Genomic DNA, 16,743 nt, shown 5'->3' on the forward strand with positions numbered 1-16,743 from the left:
CTCTGTTTTTATTTAAATATATAATCAAAGCTAAAGGAGTGATTATTTTGAAACTTGTTGCATTAGTGGGCAGTCCGAGAAAAGGCGGAAATACTGATACTTTACTGCAAAAGGTGGCTGAGGGCTTTACGTCGCAGGGTGGCGAAACACAAACCTTTTACTTAAATGACCTTAACCTACGCGGTTGTCAGGCGTGTTATGCGTGTAAGAAGACAGGGCAATGTGTCGTCAAGGATGATACTGCCGAAATTTTTAAGGCTATTAACGCGGCAGATGCCGTGGTCATTGGTTCGCCAATATATTTCGGGAGGTTTACAGCGCAGCTGGCACTGGTTATGGATCGGTTGTTTGCTTATCTGAAACCGGATTTCAGCAGTAGTCTTGCTCCTGGCAAAAAATATGGGTTGGTGTTTGCTCAAAATCAACCAGATCCAAAGCTTTATGCTGGTTGCATTGATGGTGTTGCTCAGGTGCTTGGCCGCGTAGGTTTCGCAGCTGGTGCTAAACCTTTGGTGGGAAGCGGACTGGGAGCTGCTGATGCGGCTTCGCAAAATGAGCAATATCAGCAGACGGCGTTTGCTTTAGGAAAAGAATTGGCGGCAGCAAATAAGGAATAAATTTCACTTTTACACCCTAAGCCGCTTGACACAAATTGCTTGGTGGTCTAGAATATAGAAAAGTTTAATATAAGCAACAAGATCGTTTGTTGACTGGCAAATAGTCCAGAGGCAGATTTTTTCGTTTTCGAGAAAATCTGCCTCTGTTTTGTCTAAAGGCTCTTAAATATAATAACGAGGTGATAGAACTATGTCTAAAGTAGCAGTTGCCAGCACAGATGGCATAACTATTAATGAGCATTTCGGTAAGGCAAAAGAGTTTTGGATTTATGAGGTTGATGAGAACGGTGCCTATACGATTCTAGAACGGCGGGAAATTCCGCAGGATATAAATGGCTCCCATACACACGCGGCCAGCAAAGCCATCGAACTGTTGACCGATGTTGAGGTAGTATTGGCAGCCCAAATTGGGCGGCACGCGGAGTCGGAATTGCAGGCCAAAGGAATTCTTTCCCTGTCAGTGACTAGCTCGCTAGATAAGGCGTTAGTGGCCTATGGTAAACGGGGCAAGTACATCAGGGGTAACGCTGCCCGAAGAGCAGAAGCTAGTTGTGGTATTGGTTCTTGCAGTTGTTCAGGTGGATGTAAATAGTTAGTAAAGAGGAGTGAAGTTCATGAAAAAATATAGTAGTTTAATCGCATTGGTATTATTGCTCGTTTTTACGTTGTCGCTATCCGGCTGCGGTGGTGCGACAGAAAAACCGGTTTCAAAGAAACTTACCTTTGGAGTATCCCCTGGTCCTTATGGCGATATGATTCGTTATGCCATTAAACCCGGCCTTGAGAAAAAAGGATATTCTGTGGAAATAAAAGAGTTTAGTGATTGGATACAGCCTAATCTTGCTTTAAATAACAAAGAAATTGATGCAAATATGTTTCAGCATCGTATCTATTTAGAAAAATTTTCTGCCGATAAAGGTCTTACACTTTCACAGTTAGTGAAGATTCCGACCGCAGGCATGGGCGTTTATTCTCGAAAAATTAATGCCAAAACTGCAGAAGAACTAAAAGCGGCTATTAAATCTGGTGATGAAATCACGCTGCCGAATGATCCTACTAATATTGCGCGCGCGCTCCGCTTTTTGGCGAAAAATAATCTTATTACATTAAAATCAACGATTGACGTTGCCAAAGCCTCAGAAAAAGACATCGACCAAAATCCGTATGGTCTTAAAATATCACCAGTTGAAGCCGCTCAATTACCCCGCACGTTAGATAGTGTCGCTTTATCTGTCGTGCCGGGAAATTACGCAATCTCCGCCGGTATTCCGCTATCATCTGCCATTATTCTTGAAGAACTGACAGAGGATCTGAAGAATATTATCGCAGTCCGGACGGAAGACTTGGATAAACAATATGCTAAAGACATTAAAGAAGTAGTTGAATCAGAGGACTTCCAAAAAGTCATTGAAGATCAGAAACACATATTTAAAAGTTTCCAGAAGCCTGATTGGTATAAAGAAAAATGGAAGGTTCAATAGTTAACAGGGCAAGAGGTGGGCAGTATGATTGATTTACAACACATAACGGTAAATTTTGCTGATTCATTACATCCCGTCTCTGCAGTTAAAGATGTTTCGCTTAGGATTGAAACAGGAGAAATCTTCGGTATTGTAGGCACCAGCGGAGCAGGAAAAAGTACCCTGCTCCGCACAATCAACTTGTTGCAGCGACCGACCAGTGGTCGTGTAATCATTGGAGAAACAGATATTACCGACTATGACGGTGAAAATTTACGAAAAATGCGGTTGCAAATGGGTATGATTTTTCAGCATTTCAACCTGATTCACACGAAGACCGTGTTTGACAATGTGGCCTTTACCCTGAAAGCGGCCGGAGTAGGTAAACCGGAAATCAAAGAACGAGTTCCGAAGCTCCTGGAAGTGGTAGGACTTGCCGATAAAACAGGATTTTATCCCGGTCAGCTAAGCGGCGGCCAAAAACAGCGAGTGGGCATTGCCAGAGCGCTTGCGAATAATCCTAAGATACTACTATGCGACGAACCAACCTCAGCGCTTGATTCGGAAACAACCAACTCCATTCTCGAACTCCTCAAAGATATTAATCGTAAGACCGGTATAACTATGGTTCTTATTACTCATGAAATGACGGTTGTCAAGAAGATATGTGACCGGGTGGCGGTCATGAATCAGGCAGTTGTTGTTGAGGAAGATACTGTTTTCAATATCTTCGCAAATCCCAAAGCTGACTTTACCAGACTGCTAATTCAGCACTCCAGCAATTTCAGTTTACCGGAACGATTGCTGGCTCAGCTTAAGGGGAAGGTTCTGAAAATCCTGTACCAGGGCGGAGGCGCGGAAGAGCCGGTAATTTCGGATACGGCGCAAAAGTATGCTGTTGCTGTCAATATTCTTCATGGTCAAATCGAATATATCAGCGACTCGCCGCTTGGTGTCCTGTTAGTAAATATCAACGGGGCACCTGCAATGGTGGAGGAAGCGATACGTTATATTAAATCCCGTGTGGAGAGTGTCGAGGTGGTATATGGATAGTGTATATATATTGGAAATTGTCGCCGACTTAACTAAGGCATTCGGTGAAACATTTTACATGATTGCTATATCTTTGACACTATCGGTACTCATCGGCGTTCCCTTGGGTTTGCTATTATATGTAACAGACAACGGTCTTTTTGCAAAAAATCGGTTTGTTAATATACTCAGTGGTCTGGCTGTCAATGTTACCAGATCAACTCCTTTTGTCATACTGCTGGTGCTGGTGTTGCCTTTCACTCAACGGTTGCTCGGTACTACTATTGGACCTATTGCCGCCTCGGTACCGCTCTCTATTGCCGCCATCGCCTTTTACGCCCGGTTGGTGCAAAGTTCTCTCTTAGAAGTGGATAAAGGGGTCATTGAAGCCGCTATTTCCATGGGGGCATCGCCACGGATGATCATTGTCGACGTGTTGCTGTCAGAAGGTCTGCCAGGCCTTTTGCGGGGGCTGACGATTACCGCTGTGAGCTTAATTGGCTATTCGGCTATGGCGGGTATCGTCGGCGGTGGTGGAGTTGGGGATTTAGCTATCCGCTTTGGATACTATCGTTATCAGACAGACGTGATGGTGATAACGGTGGTGGTATTGGTGATTTTGGTGCAGTTGGTTCAAACATTTGGCGATGTTTTTGCTAAAAAATTTGATCGGTTGTAGTTTAATTAGGAAAGCAGAATATGAATGATAGCAGCGAGTTGACCGGCAAATAAGCTGGAGACGCAATATGTGTCTTCAGCTTATTTATTTTCCAGGTGAAACCTTGCCTTTATAGATAGCGACTCCCCAAAAAATCAAGAGAGGAGATGTTTAAATGATCGAACATGTAGTTAGCAATTTCCGCAAGGCTTACCAGAAAAAAGCGCAGGCTGCAGCTAATCCTGGGTTCTCTTATAAAATCCCCTTTGAGCTGTTAACAGGTACACTGGAAAAGACTTTTGGTATTGTGCTTGTATTGCTGGTATGGGAGTTGACGCCGCGATTAGAATTAATTGATCCGTTTCTTTTGCCGCCGTTTAGTGATGTACTACAAAGCTTATTTACTTTGGTGAGTACCGGAGAAATATTTAAACACTTTTCCATTAGTATCACCCGTTCTGTTACTGGTTTTTTTATCGGTATCGGGATAGCCATACCGTTGGGAGTCTTTATGGGATGGTATAGCAAGCTGGAGGAAGTGGTAGATCCTTTGGTGCAGGCTTGCCGTAATTCTTCCGTGTTGGCTTTATATCCGGTATTTTTATTACTCTTTGGTATCGGTGAAGTTTCTAAAATGGCGATTATCATTTGGGGAACGATTTGGCCAGCTTTGCTTAATACCATATCTGGTGTAAAGAATACTGATCCGCTGCTTATCAAGGCGGCCCGTTCTATGGGTGTTTCTAACCTGACACTGTTGTATAAGGTGATTGCACCGGCGGCGCTGCCCTCAATATTAACAGGTATTCGTCTGAGTGCGGCCAGTTCAATTCTAGTATTGGTGGCTGCCGAGATGATCGGTGCCAATGCCGGTCTGGGATTCATGATTTTTTATTTTGAAGAACGGTATGCGGTACCAGAGATGTATGCAGGTATTATTACCATGTCGCTGCTTGGGGTTACCGTCAATTATCTGCTTGTTGCACTGGAAAAACGCCTGACAGGTTGGAAAGAAAAGATGGTTAATGAATGATAAAAGGAGGTACAAATTGTGAGTTTATTAGAAGACAAAGTAGTACCAGGCCGGGAAAGCAGGCTGGAAGCCTGCATTGCTTATGGTGGTACAGCTTGCAGTTTAAAGGGTGAAAATAAAGGTTGCCTGAAAAATCAGGAGCGGGCCTTTTCACAATCAGGACTGTGTCAATTGCTGCCAACGATGGGCATGCTGCTGACTTTACCTGATACGGCAGTTGTTGTTCATGGTGCTATCGGCTGCGCGGCAAATGGTATTAGCACCGTTATTGGTATTCGGCTGCGAAATGTACAAAAAGGCAATCCTAATGCCAAAGAAGGAGTATGGGTATCCACCAATTTGACTGAAAGTGATGTTGTTCATGGCGGCGAGGAGAAACTGGAGAAGACTATTATGGAAACCTATGAACGCTATTCTCCCAAATCGATTGTAGTATTTCAGACCTGCACGCCTTCGATTATCGGTGATGATGTGGCCAGTGTAATTGATAGGGTGCGAGATAAGTTAGATATTCCGGTGCTTGTCGCTTATTGCGAAGGCTTTAAAACCAAAGTTTGGGCAACAGGCTATGATGTGGCTTTCCACGCTATCGTACATGGTTTTATCGAAAGTGACAAAGAAGGTCGGCCGCCGCGCCGGGAACCTGGCAATAAGCGCGAACGGCCATTGGTTAATGTGATCAATCTGGCGTCAGTGGGTAAGCCGGATGAGGATGAAATCACTAGGCTACTTAATGCCATCGGTATTGACGTTACGATTGGCCCTAACTTTGCCACCCGGGAAACCATCCGTAATATGACGCAGGCTGACCTGACGATTAGTGTTTGCCCCACCCATGATGACTATTTCATCGATTACCTTCACAAGGAATATGGTGTGCCCTATGTTTTAAAAGATATGCCAATCGGTCTGGAAAATACCAAAGCTTGGCTCTTAGATATTGCCAGCCATTTTGGACTGGAAAACCAGGCCAAAGCATTCATCGACGCGGAAGAAAAGAAGGTTTTGCAGGCGGTAGCCAAGTATACGCCAGCCTTGAGCGGCAAAACAGTATTTTTAAGTGCCGGTGAATTCAGGGCGTTGGTAACTGGGGCATTGTTTCAGGAACTAGGGATGGAGGTTGTCGGGGTTCGCTCCTATCATCATGATCATTTTGGCGAAGAGTATTATGAAAAGCTGGTGAAAAATCAAAATGGCAAAAATTTTAGTATCGACATCGCCAATTTCCAGCCCTTTGAGCTTACCAACCTCTTAAATAAGATTAAACCAGATTTGTTTATCGGGCATGTAACTGATAATATTTGGGCGGCTAAACTAGGGCTGCCGACAGTAACAATTTTTAGAATTTTTGACAGCTATATTGGCTACCAGGGCTTTTATGCAGTGGCTAAAAAAGCGGCAAGAGTTCTCAAAAATTTCTCCTTTAATAAGAATCTGGCTAAACATACTAAAAACCCATACAAGTTGAGTTGGTATGAAAAAAATCCATTCACCTTTATTAAGATTCAGGAAGTTTCTTCGTCTTCAGAGCAAAATCTGACGGAAACTCAAAATGCAAAAGGGGTGGCAGCACAATGAGCAGTAACTTTATTGAAAAACCGCGGTATCAATGCGCGTTAGGAGGGGCGTTGGTAACAATCAACGCACTCAACAGGGCTGTCGCGATTGTGCATTCGGCTCCTGGTTGTGCTTCGGCCGCTGATGGTGCAGCCAAATCCGGCAGCGGCTATTGGGGAACCAGTTATTGCAATGGGCGGGCTACGCCAAGTACCAATATCTTAGAAAAAGAGATAATTTTTGGCGGCGAAAGCCGACTGGCCGAGCAGATTGAAAGCACTTTGGAAATTGTTGATGCCGATCTGTATGCGGTGATTACTGGCTGCATGACAGATATTATCGGAGATGATGTTGTTTCTATTGCCGGACGCTTCAAGGCTGAGGGGAAGCCGGTGGTAGTTGCTGAAACTGGCGGTTTTAAAGGTAATTCCGCCAGTGGTTATGATTTGATTCTGTCAGCATTGATTGCTCAGGTCGTGGAGCGTGGTCTGGAGAAGGTTAGCAATCAGATTAACTTACTAGGCCTTATTCCAGCACAGGATGTGTTTTGGCGGGGAAATCTGCTGGAGCTAAAACGGATACTGGAAGATGTAGGCTTGCAGGTAAATACCTTTTTTAGTCCATTTGATGATTTGGCATCATTGAAAACATCTTCCCAGGCAGCCTTAACTATTGTTTTATCTGATGTCTACGGCTTGGGAGCTGCACGAGCCTTTGAGGAAATTCACGGCATTCCGTTTGTAAATATACCGCTGCCGATCGGCCCAACTGCGACCAAGGAGTTTTTGGAGGAGCTTGCTAAGCATATTGCGATTGATCAGACCGTCCTGGCAACCGTAGTGGAGCGGGAAACGGCAGGCTATTATGCTTATTTGCAGCATGTAGCCGAGTTGTACAATGATTTGGATTTGCAGCGTTTTGCCATTGTGGTGGGCGATGCCAATTACACGTATGCACTAACACGGTTTATTACCGATGATTTTGGCTGGATTCCCTACTTTGTCGCTGTGACAGATATCCTCGACGATGCCAATAAGGCCAAGGTAGCTGAGCGGTTTTCTATATTGCCGCCAGAAATGCGTCCTAAGCTGATTTTTGAAACAGATACCAGCCGGATTGCCGCTGCCTTGCGCGCCGAAGTGGCTGACGAAACAGATGAATATAGTTCACCCATCAGTCCGGCCTTTGTGCTTGGCAGCACCTGGGATCGGCCATTGGCGCAGGAATTTAAAGCCGGATTTCTTAGTGCAACCTATCCAATTACGAACAGGGTAGTAACTGACCAGGCGTATGCGGGCTATCGTGGCGGCCTTAGGTTAGCTACTGATATTTTAAGTACATTAATCAGCAATAGATAGAAAATATAGGTAGTTATATAAAGGTGGTGAAAGAATGTTGAATGCATATTGGGAAAAAAGCTGGAAAGTCCTGAAAAAGGTAGTTGCCATTGGATGCATTATTGTGATATGGCAGGTTTTGCCGTCAGCAGGTTTTATTGACCCTCGCAGCTTACCTGCCTTCAGTGATGTTATCAAAGGCCTGCTGGGGCTTATATTGTCAGGTGAATTGCTTACACATGCACTGGCAAGCTTTCAACGCTCCTTGGTGGGTTTTCTAGTGGCAGTACTGATTGCCATTCCTTTGGGAATTTTCATGGGATGGTTTAAACGGGTAGAAAGAATTGTCGATCCGTTGATGCAAATCTGCCGGAATACGGCGACACTGGCGCTGTACCCGGTATTTATCCTGATTTTTGGATTAGGCGAGGTATCTAAAATTGGAATTATATTCTGGGGCTCGATCTGGCCGATTTTGATTAATACCATCGAGGGTGTTAAAACAGTTGATCCGCTGCTAGTAAAGGCGGCTCGCTCAATGGCCATATCCAGACTAAAATTGTTTACTAATGTCATATTACCGGCAGCCGCACCGTCCATTCTTACTGGACTTAGGATTAGCGCCACTCGCTCGCTTATTATTTTGGTGGCTGCAGAAATGTTGGGTGCCAGTGCCGGGTTAGGCTTCTTAATCTTTGATGCCCAACACAAATATGAGCCTGAAAAAATGTATGCAGGCATTTTGGTATTAATTATGTTAGGGATGTCGCTTAACTATCTGATTGTTAAATTGGAACACTACCTTACCCGCTGGAAAGGAACGGCGGAAAGTGTCTAAAGGCTTTTGTAGAAATGCTGGCCTAGGTATGAGGCGAACAAAGCAAAGGAGCGAAAGAGCATGAAAATAGCAGAAGTAATCGATCAAACACTCATTCCCAACATTACCGGAGCAACGGTAGTAGGAATAGATATTGGTTCAAGAACAGGAAAAGCAGTGTTATTTACCGGCGATGAGCTATATGCCGTACAAACCCCAACTGGAATTGAGATGCAGGAAACATCGGATGAACTGCTGGCAGAGCTATTAGAAGAATCCGGTCTGAAACGATCAGATATCAGCTATATCGTAGGCACTGGTTATGGGCGGGTAGCGATGAGCTTTCCCGATATACCCCACCAGATAGTAACTGAAATTTCGTGCCACGCGATGGGCGCGCACTACCTGAATGCCGGGATTAAAACCATTATTGATATTGGCGGTCAGGATTCCAAGGGCATAAAAGTAGATCCGGAAACAGGCCGAGTGGTCGAATTTGTCATGAATGATAAATGCGCAGCCGGTACTGGACGGTTTTTGGAAAAAGTAGCCCAACTCTTAGACTTGGATTTAAGCGAGCTGGGAGAAGCGGCGATTAAAGCAACCAAACCCTCAGAAATCAGCAGCCAGTGCGTAGTATTTGCCGAATCAGAAGTCATCTCCTTGCGAGCGAAAGGAGCTACCCAGGAAGACATTGCCGCTGGGATTCACATGGCTACTGCCCGGCGGGTGCGCAACCTGATAAGCCGTATCGGTCTTGAACCAGGTCTGGCGTTCTCCGGCGGTGTTTCCAACAACGTCGGCATGAAAAAAGCTATCGAAGACCTGCTGGAGCATCCTATCAGTGAATTCAAGCTGGACGCCATCTATGCCGGCGCATTGGGAGCAGCAGTCCATGCGCAGAACTACCAGGCAACAGGATACCGCAGCGACCAAGCTGATAACAGTGGGTTCAACCTAGACTTAACCGACCTGGAAAACCGGATTGCTAAACAACAAGAAACCATCATCACCGGCGCTGACGGGAAAAAGAAAGTAGGTTATCTGTGCACCTATACGCCACTGGAACTTATCAACGCGGCTGGTGTGAACCAACTGAGACTGTTCAAAAAAGGCAACACCGAAGTCGTTGCCAGTGGTGAGCAAATCACCCAAAGCGTTTTCTGCGACTTTACTAAGAGCATACTGGGAGCCTTCAAGGAAGGCGACCCACTATATAAATCGCTGGATAAAGTCTATACCTTCTATACTTGCGACTGCATAAAGAAAGTGGGAGAAGCCATTGGCGACTTCTTTGCCCCCACCGATATCTACATCCTGCCTCGTTTGCGGCAAAAAGAATCTTCAAGAGATTACTACCGGACAGAAATCCTGAACTTTAAAGAAGACCTGGAAAACTTGTCCGGAAATACCGTAACCGAAGAAGCGGTACGGGAACAAATCAAAATTTACAACAAAGTGCGGGCGGTATTAAAACAGATATCTGACTTACGGAAACGGGAAAACCCGCCAATCAAAGGCAAGGACTTCTTAGACCTTATCAAAGGTTATTACTATCTGCCACCAGAAGAACTGCTGATTTTGTACCAAGAAATCTATGACACCCTGGCGGCAGTACCAGACCAAGGACGCAAACCCATCCGGTTAATGATGGCCGGCGGGGTAGTGGCTGATGGTGATCGGCGACTCCTGGAACTGATTGAAGATACTGTGGGAGCGCGGGTAGTAATTGAAGACCATTGCACCGGTTCACGGAATGTAAGCTTCCAGATTAACGAAGAGGGAGATCCTTATCAAGCCTTAGCAGAAGGCTACCTGGATCAATCGCCTTGCACCCGGATGAAACCGCTGCAAGAGCGTGTCACTATTTCCGGTGATTTAGCACAGGAATACAAAGTAGACGGAATCTTATATGTGTACCTCAAATTCTGCCCGTGCTACGGACAGATTAAGCACGAATTTTTCCGGCATTATCAAAAACTCGGGATACCAGTCTTGGAAGTACCGGTAGACTATTCAGCCAGTGACCAGGGGCAGTTGAAAACCAGACTGGAAGCCTTTATTGAGGTGTTGGGTGAAAGAGGGGGGATTACAAATGCAGATCGAGGAAGTTCAAAGCCAGCGTGATTATGTAGACTATTGTAAAACAGTTCACAGCTATTCACCAGCTGTCAACAAGCTATTAGATCTATCGGCGTCATATGTTTCAGATGCCGAGAAGGCTTACCAGGAGGGCCGGAAGAAAGCAATTTGGAGTAATGCGTATGGCTGGGAAGTACCGCTGATTTATGCCTGCGATACCATCCCGGTGGCTTATGGCGAGATGGGGCGGTTAAGTGACAAAGAGGTTATGCTGATTGCCGAAGACTATTACCAGTTCCCGGTGGAGACCTGCTCGATGGTGAAATGTACGGTGGGTCAATGGCATTTGCGCCGCAATACTAGTACCATAAAACGCATTCTTGGCAATAGTTCATCCTGCGAACCGTTCAATCTGGCCTGGGAAATCATGGAGCGGGAAGGTTATGATGTGTACAGCAATGATGTTGTTTATCGTGGGCCTACCGTGGAAGGAAAGCGGCTGGAGGAGTTAGTTAAGTTCTTTATTGATGAGATGTATGATGTGGTTGAGTGGCTTACTGGCAGCCGCAAAATTGATGAAGATAAGCTTAGGGTTGAAATTCAGAGAAAGAACCGTCTGCTGAACAAACTTAGGACAGTTCTTGAATTAAGGCGGCAGCATCCATTTTATGTACGTAGCCTGGCAACCATCTTGATGCTAAATGTCGGCTTAAACAATTATTTTGGTAAACCAGAAGAATATGAAGCAGCCATTGATTTATTAATCGAGGAACTGCAAAATACGCCAGTCAACGAAGCCGATCTAAAGAATGTTATTCCGTTAGTATGGGCAGGGGGAACAGGTCAGGAATTCGGCATCTATGAGGCTATCGACCAGGCAGGTGGTGCACTTTTAGGACTCCGCAGCGTCCCGTTTAAACAGTATCGGGAAGACATTCCGCCAGTAGAAGCGTTAGCCAGATGGGCATATGACAATGCGGGTGCAGGTGCAGGTGTGTATGCGCGTAATGTACTAGAGCATGAAGTTGATAAGCTAAATGCCCGTGGTTTGATTCTTTATGGTTATATCGGCTGCTCCTTTGCCAGTGTTGACAGGGAAATGTGGCGCAAATATTTCCATGAAAAGGGTGTACCAAGTATTAATCTGGAGGGATCGTTTCAGACCGGAGCACCCAGTGGTCAGGTACTTACCAGGATAAAAGCCTTTGTAGAGATGCTTGCATAAAGTGAGACAATGAGGAGTGAATCAATATGAAAATAACGGAAGTTCTTGATAGAAAAGTAGGTTCCACCATAACCAGTGACAAGGTAATTGGCATTGATATCGGTTCACGGACAGGCAAGGCTGTGCTTTTCGTCGATGGGAAATTGGTTACGGCAATTACACCTTCGGCAGTATTTACCCAGCAGACAGCTGATAAATTATTTGGGCAATTGCTAAAAAAATCAGGATTGCAGCAGTCAGATATTGCTTATATTGTTGGTACAGGGTATGGTCGCATTGCCTTAAATTTTGGCGAAATTACGCATAAGATTGTAACCGAAATATCCTGCCATGCCATGGGAGCCCATGCCCTGAATGCCAAGGTGCGTTCTATCGTAGATATCGGAGGGCAGGATTCCAAAGCCATCCGGGTGGACCCGAAAACTGGCAAGGTAGTAGAGTTCATCATGAATGATAAATGCGCCGCTGGTACCGGCCGGTTCTTAGAGAAAGTAGCCGGCTTACTAGATCTGACAACCGAAGAACTGGGACAGGAAGCATTAAAAGCAACAAAGCCATCAGATATTAGTAGTCAATGCGTGGTCTTTGCCGAGTCGGAGGTTATTTCGCTGAAAGCCAAAGGCGAAAAACGGGCTGATATAGCGGCAGGTATTCATATTGCGACTGCCCGCCGCGTAAAAAATCTGTTTAACCGGATTGGCTTAGAAGCTGATTTGGTATTCTCTGGCGGGGTTTCTAACAATGTTGGTATGAAAAAAGCATTAGAGGAAGTATTGGGATACAAATTCAGTGAAGTTAAATTGGATGCAATTTATGCCGGTGCGTTAGGCGCTGCGGTAATAGCACAAAAGAGTGTTGCTGCTGAGCGGGTGGAAAAAGAAGAGGCATCTGCGTAATGTATCCCTTTGCGCTTTAACTAACTTAATAGTATTAAATTATAAACATAGAGTTGACTGGTAAAAGCTAGAGACGCCATGGTGTCTTTAGCTTTTAGTCTACCAGAATTTATAACGCAATTCTGTTGACATAAGAACGACTAAGGCTTCTGCCGGCGACGCACCCGGATGGTGCTAGTGCCGATTGCGCCATGGATGGCATAGCAATTCGGCCGTCCTGAGGGACTTGGCACAAGCCAACTCTTTTCTTATATTTTTACGAAGAAGTTCGGCGAGAAGAATTATTGCAGTACTACGTAAAAGAGGAGGACGTGTTAATGGAAATTGAAGAAGTATATAGTCAGCATGACTATATTGAACATTGCAAACAGGTTCACAACTATTCCAAGGCAATCAATAGGATATTAGATCTTTCTGAATCGTACATACCTGATATCGAAAAAGCTTATAAAGAAGGAAAGCGGGATGCCGTTTGGAGTAATGCAGCTGGTTGGCAGGTGCCCTTGATTTATTCCTTTGGTATTGTTCCTGTATCATATAGTGAGATGGGACGCTTAAGCGATAAGGAAGCCATGCAGATCGCTGAAGACTATTACCAGTTTCCGGTGGAAACCTGCTCAATGGTGAAATGCACGGTGGGACAGTGGCATCGGCGCCGCGATACTAACACCATAAAACGCATTATTGGCAATAGTTCGGCGTGCGAGCCGTACAATTTGGCCTGGGAGATCATGAAGCGGGAAGGCTATGAAGTATACAACAATGATGTTGTTTACCGTGGCCCTACTGTGGATGGTCAGCGGTTGGAGGATTTAGTTAAATTTTTTATTGAACAGATTTATGATATTGCTGAATGGCTTACTGGCAGCCGGAAAATTGATGAAGATAAGCTTAAAGTTGAAATTCAGCGCAAGAACCGATTGCTGAATAAACTCAGGACAGTTCTCGAATTAAGGCGGAAGCGTCCATTTTATGTACGCAGTTTGGCGACCATTTTAATGTTGAATGTCGGCTTAAACAATTATTTTGGTAAACCGGAAGAGTATGAGGCAGCGATCGATTTATTGATTGAAGAACTAAAGAATGAGCCGGTTAATGTCGCCGATTTAAAGAATGTTATTCCGCTAGTATGGGCAGGGGGAACCGGTCAAGAATTCGGAATCTATGAAGCCATCGACCAGGCAGGTGGTGCTTTACTCGGATTGCGCAGCGTTCCGTTTAAGCTGTACCGGGAAGATGTTCCACCGGTAGAATCATTAGCCAGATGGGTATATGACAATGCGGGCGCGGGTGCTGGTGTGTATGCACGTAATGTATTAGAACACGAAGTTGACAAGCTAAATGCCCGCGGCCTGATTCTCTATGGGTATATTGGTTGTTCTTTTGCCAGTGTTGACCGGGAGATGTGGCGAAAATACTTCCATGAAAAGGGTGTACCGAGCATTAATTTGGAAGGCTCATTTCAGACCGGAGCTCCCAGCGGTCAGGTACTGACCAGAGTAAAAGCTTTTGTAGAAATGCTTGCTTAAGTATGTTGAAGGAAGTGATGAATTTGGAGAAAAAACGCAATAGTTATTTGATAATAACCGTTTCAACACTAGCTGTTCTAATGCTATTGATAGCTGGGTGCTCAAAGCAGCAGCAGGCAAATACTGCTGCTGGGGAAAATGGAGCAAACAAGCTTGATAGTATTCGAGTAGCTACTCCTACCGCTCCTACAAGCCCATCCATTTACTATGTTGGCGATGAACTGGGATTTTTTGCAGAACAAGGGATAAAAATTGAATATGCAGGCGTTGTTCCTTCTACCCAGTTGGTTGCTTCGGTTGTAGGGGGGAAACTTGATGTAGGCGGCGCCCATGTCAACAGAACCATTGCCGGTATTTCTGCCGGGGCGAAAGTTAAGGCGGTAGCGGGAAATACTGAGACTAGTCAAGCCATACCTCATATGGTAGGCGTGATTACCAAAAACAGTCCGATAAAGAGTGGGCAGGATATGGTTGGGAAAAAAATCGGAATACCTCTTATCGGCGGCTGCAATGAATACACACCCTACGCGTACATGAAAAAAAATGGCATAGATGACCCCAAAAGTAAGGTGCAGATCATTGTTATCCCCGAGACGCAACTGGATCAGGCTTTGCGGCAAGGCGATATTGATCTGGCCATGATGCATAAAACTTCTGATTTCATCAAGCAACGGGGTGAATTTAATGTTTTGTTCAGTGACTATGATGTATGGGGAACCATTGGTGGCGCCACACCTGCTTATTTTTCCGAGAAATTTATTAAGGAAAAACCCGATGTAGTCAAACGCTTTGTGGCTGCAGTGGCTAAAATCAACAACTGGTGTAATGAGAACTCGGAAAAGGCCGTTGAAATTACTGCTAAACGAGCCAAGGTTGACCCCAAGACAGTCAAACCTGGTTATTATGCTAAAGATGCTATAATTTTAGATGAAACAGTTACTGTTTGGATTGATCTGCTTACCGATTTTAATGAAATTAAAGCTGGTATTAAGCCGGAACAAGTTTATACGAACGAATTTAATCCATATGCAAAGTAATAAGATTATCTGCAAGAACTGTGCGTCCCGGTTTGCCAAATAGTGCTATGGAGGCGGCACTGGTGGTTTCGGGTGGTTCGGAGGAAACAAAAGAGTTAACAGACTGAGGGATTCAATGCTTACCCAGCAGGAACTTGATGAAGCCAAACGTTATGCACGGGAAGCAAACCTAGTTTGAATGTAGCGTAAAGAAGTTTGGCAGGCGCAGGTAGGTGATGCATTGCCAACGCACCACCTACCTGCAAAAATCTTTAACACGTGCATATAGCTAATTAAAAATAATCTTGACATCAACCAGTTGGCATGATATTGTAATAGAAATATCTCTGTTGGATGTTTAGTTATTAAACTTCTGGTATGATTAATCTAATAAAATAAGTTATCTTGGTTGATCAGATATACTGAAGACCGGGGATGTTTACGCATCTTCGGTTTTTTTATTTGCTATATTAGAAAACACAATGAGGAGGAGTCGTTATGGCTAAGAAAAAGGACGTAAAGAATTTAAGCTGCACTGATTGCAGTATTTACAATTGTCGGAGCAAGAGTAAGGAGTTTCCCGGATTTTGTTTAACCACAAAGGATAATGAAGGACATTCGATTGCTGATGATATTGAAGAAATCAAGCAGCATTTACAAGGTGACGATCAGGATGCAATTGTAGCCAGAGCCTCGGCGCAGGTCGAAGGAATTTTTTATGGTAAACTGACTCGGGTTGAGGAAACTATTGAATTTGCCAATCGTATTGGCGCCAAAAAAATTGGTATTGCCACTTGTGCCGGTTTGGTTGAGGAAGCTAAAATTTTTGCTAGCATTTTAGAAGCGAAAGGCTTGGAATACTATAGCGCAATTTGCAAAGTCGGTGCTGTAGATAAAGCAGAAATTGGTGTACAGGAGGAGCACAAACTAAGGCCTGGTAATTTTGAAGCTATGTGTAATCCGATATTGCAGGCCAGAATATTGAATTACCAGAAAACAGACTTGAATGTCATTATCGGTTTGTGTGTAGGGCATGATTCGCTGTTTATAAAATACTCGGATGCACTGGTTACTGCGCTGGTTGTAAAAGACAGAGTGACTGGTCATAATCCGGTAGCAGCGTTGTACACGGCTCACTCTTATCATAAACGGCTGTTACAGAAAAAAGAAATATAAGGAGAGATACTTTACAACAAGAGACATATACTTTATAATACAATCATAATCTGTAATAGAATGGTATGGAATAATTCATGTCAACCAATAAGTGGTTGGCGGCTGACTGGTTAGTATACTAGAGGCCGGGAAATTGTTTTTGAGAAAAAACAATTTCTCGGCCTTTTTGCATTATCAAGATGGAAAGGTTAACTTTCCCAGGATTGAACGACTAAGGCTTCCGCCGGCGTCCTAAAGGACTTGGCACAAGCCAAGTCTTATCGTATTTTTAAAAGACATGTTATGTATAACAAGGAAAGAAGGTTAAT

The 16,743-nt window shown here is 44.4% G+C and carries 15 protein-coding genes; all 15 read left to right on the plus strand.

The genetic code is table 11. The annotated features are described in order from the left end of the window. Positions 1 to 47: 47 nt before the first annotated feature. The 15 genes from ACZ449_RS27430 (at position 48) to ACZ449_RS27500 (ending at position 16,435) form a co-directional block, all read left to right on the plus strand. Positions 48 to 617 carry a flavodoxin family protein gene (locus ACZ449_RS27430; RefSeq protein WP_464259171.1) on the plus strand — a complete coding sequence of 190 codons (570 nt, stop codon included), beginning with the start codon at positions 48 to 50 and terminating at the stop codon, positions 615 to 617. Positions 618 to 807: 190 nt separating this feature from the next. Next, the gene (locus ACZ449_RS27435) at positions 808 to 1,209 is read left to right on the plus strand and encodes a NifB/NifX family molybdenum-iron cluster-binding protein (protein WP_464259172.1); all 402 of its coding nucleotides are present in this window, start codon (positions 808 to 810) and stop codon (positions 1,207 to 1,209) included. Between the two features lie 22 nt (positions 1,210 to 1,231). Beyond that, entirely contained in the window at positions 1,232 to 2,098 is an 867-nt protein-coding gene (locus ACZ449_RS27440; RefSeq protein ID WP_464259173.1) for a MetQ/NlpA family ABC transporter substrate-binding protein, read from the plus strand. Between the two features lie 24 nt (positions 2,099 to 2,122). Beyond that, positions 2,123 to 3,130, plus strand: coding sequence for a methionine ABC transporter ATP-binding protein (locus tag ACZ449_RS27445; RefSeq protein ID WP_464259174.1), 1,008 nt, complete (start codon positions 2,123 to 2,125; stop codon positions 3,128 to 3,130). After that, on the plus strand, positions 3,123 to 3,788 hold the full coding sequence (locus ACZ449_RS27450) for a methionine ABC transporter permease (RefSeq protein ID WP_464259175.1): 666 nt from the start codon (positions 3,123 to 3,125) through the stop codon (positions 3,786 to 3,788). The genes ACZ449_RS27445 and ACZ449_RS27450 overlap by 8 nt, the downstream gene beginning before the upstream one ends. A gap of 154 nt (positions 3,789 to 3,942) precedes the next feature. Then, positions 3,943 to 4,800 carry an ABC transporter permease gene (locus ACZ449_RS27455; RefSeq protein ID WP_464259176.1) on the plus strand — a complete coding sequence of 286 codons (858 nt, stop codon included), beginning with the start codon at positions 3,943 to 3,945 and terminating at the stop codon, positions 4,798 to 4,800. Positions 4,801 to 4,818: 18 nt separating this feature from the next. Continuing rightward, positions 4,819 to 6,378 carry a nitrogenase component 1 gene (locus ACZ449_RS27460; RefSeq protein ID WP_464259177.1) on the plus strand — a complete coding sequence of 520 codons (1,560 nt, stop codon included), beginning with the start codon at positions 4,819 to 4,821 and terminating at the stop codon, positions 6,376 to 6,378. Beyond that, positions 6,375 to 7,715 carry a nitrogenase component 1 gene (locus tag ACZ449_RS27465; protein WP_464259178.1) on the plus strand — a complete coding sequence of 447 codons (1,341 nt, stop codon included), beginning with the start codon at positions 6,375 to 6,377 and terminating at the stop codon, positions 7,713 to 7,715. Before ACZ449_RS27460 ends, ACZ449_RS27465 begins: the two co-directional genes overlap by 4 nt. Before the next feature lie 34 nt (positions 7,716 to 7,749). Next, positions 7,750 to 8,532: an ABC transporter permease gene (locus tag ACZ449_RS27470; protein WP_464259179.1), complete on the plus strand. Its 783-nt coding sequence runs from the start codon at positions 7,750 to 7,752 to the stop codon at positions 8,530 to 8,532. A 60-nt stretch (positions 8,533 to 8,592) separates the two neighbouring features. Further along, complete coding sequence (locus tag ACZ449_RS27475) at positions 8,593 to 10,638, plus strand: 2-hydroxyacyl-CoA dehydratase (protein ID WP_464259180.1); 2,046 nt, start codon at positions 8,593 to 8,595, stop codon at positions 10,636 to 10,638. After that, a complete protein-coding gene (locus tag ACZ449_RS27480; RefSeq protein ID WP_464259181.1) occupies positions 10,607 to 11,818 on the plus strand; it encodes a 2-hydroxyacyl-CoA dehydratase subunit D in 1,212 nt (403 codons plus the stop codon). The genes ACZ449_RS27475 and ACZ449_RS27480 overlap by 32 nt, the downstream gene beginning before the upstream one ends. Positions 11,819 to 11,844: 26 nt before the next feature. Further along, a complete protein-coding gene (locus ACZ449_RS27485) occupies positions 11,845 to 12,714 on the plus strand; it encodes an acyl-CoA dehydratase activase (protein WP_464259182.1) in 870 nt (289 codons plus the stop codon). 317 nt (positions 12,715 to 13,031) lie between these two features. Continuing rightward, positions 13,032 to 14,243: a 2-hydroxyacyl-CoA dehydratase subunit D gene (locus tag ACZ449_RS27490; RefSeq protein WP_464259183.1), complete on the plus strand. Its 1,212-nt coding sequence runs from the start codon at positions 13,032 to 13,034 to the stop codon at positions 14,241 to 14,243. 23 nt (positions 14,244 to 14,266) lie between these two features. Continuing rightward, a complete protein-coding gene (locus tag ACZ449_RS27495; protein WP_464259184.1) occupies positions 14,267 to 15,280 on the plus strand; it encodes an ABC transporter substrate-binding protein in 1,014 nt (337 codons plus the stop codon). 477 nt (positions 15,281 to 15,757) lie between these two features. Beyond that, a complete protein-coding gene (locus ACZ449_RS27500) occupies positions 15,758 to 16,435 on the plus strand; it encodes a DUF1847 domain-containing protein (RefSeq protein ID WP_464259185.1) in 678 nt (225 codons plus the stop codon). Positions 16,436 to 16,743: the final 308 nt, after the last annotated feature.

This window comes from Desulfosporomusa polytropa, assembly GCF_055380075.1.

Excerpts from the sequence above, each read along its gene's own strand:
- ACZ449_RS27435 (WP_464259172.1), top strand. The coding sequence starts at position 808 with ATGTCTAAAGTAGCAGTTGCCAGCACAGATGGCATAACTATTAATGAG.
- ACZ449_RS27440 (WP_464259173.1), top strand. The coding sequence starts at position 1,232 with ATGAAAAAATATAGTAGTTTAATCGCATTGGTATTATTGCTCGTTTTT.
- ACZ449_RS27445 (WP_464259174.1), top strand. The coding sequence starts at position 2,123 with ATGATTGATTTACAACACATAACGGTAAATTTTGCTGATTCATTACAT.
- ACZ449_RS27450 (WP_464259175.1), top strand. The coding sequence starts at position 3,123 with ATGGATAGTGTATATATATTGGAAATTGTCGCCGACTTAACTAAGGCA.
- ACZ449_RS27455 (WP_464259176.1), top strand. The coding sequence starts at position 3,943 with ATGATCGAACATGTAGTTAGCAATTTCCGCAAGGCTTACCAGAAAAAA.
- ACZ449_RS27465 (WP_464259178.1), top strand. The coding sequence starts at position 6,375 with ATGAGCAGTAACTTTATTGAAAAACCGCGGTATCAATGCGCGTTAGGA.
- ACZ449_RS27470 (WP_464259179.1), top strand. The coding sequence starts at position 7,750 with ATGTTGAATGCATATTGGGAAAAAAGCTGGAAAGTCCTGAAAAAGGTA.
- ACZ449_RS27475 (WP_464259180.1), top strand. The coding sequence starts at position 8,593 with ATGAAAATAGCAGAAGTAATCGATCAAACACTCATTCCCAACATTACC.
- ACZ449_RS27480 (WP_464259181.1), top strand. The coding sequence starts at position 10,607 with ATGCAGATCGAGGAAGTTCAAAGCCAGCGTGATTATGTAGACTATTGT.
- ACZ449_RS27485 (WP_464259182.1), top strand. The coding sequence starts at position 11,845 with ATGAAAATAACGGAAGTTCTTGATAGAAAAGTAGGTTCCACCATAACC.
- ACZ449_RS27490 (WP_464259183.1), top strand. The coding sequence starts at position 13,032 with ATGGAAATTGAAGAAGTATATAGTCAGCATGACTATATTGAACATTGC.
- ACZ449_RS27500 (WP_464259185.1), top strand. The coding sequence starts at position 15,758 with ATGGCTAAGAAAAAGGACGTAAAGAATTTAAGCTGCACTGATTGCAGT.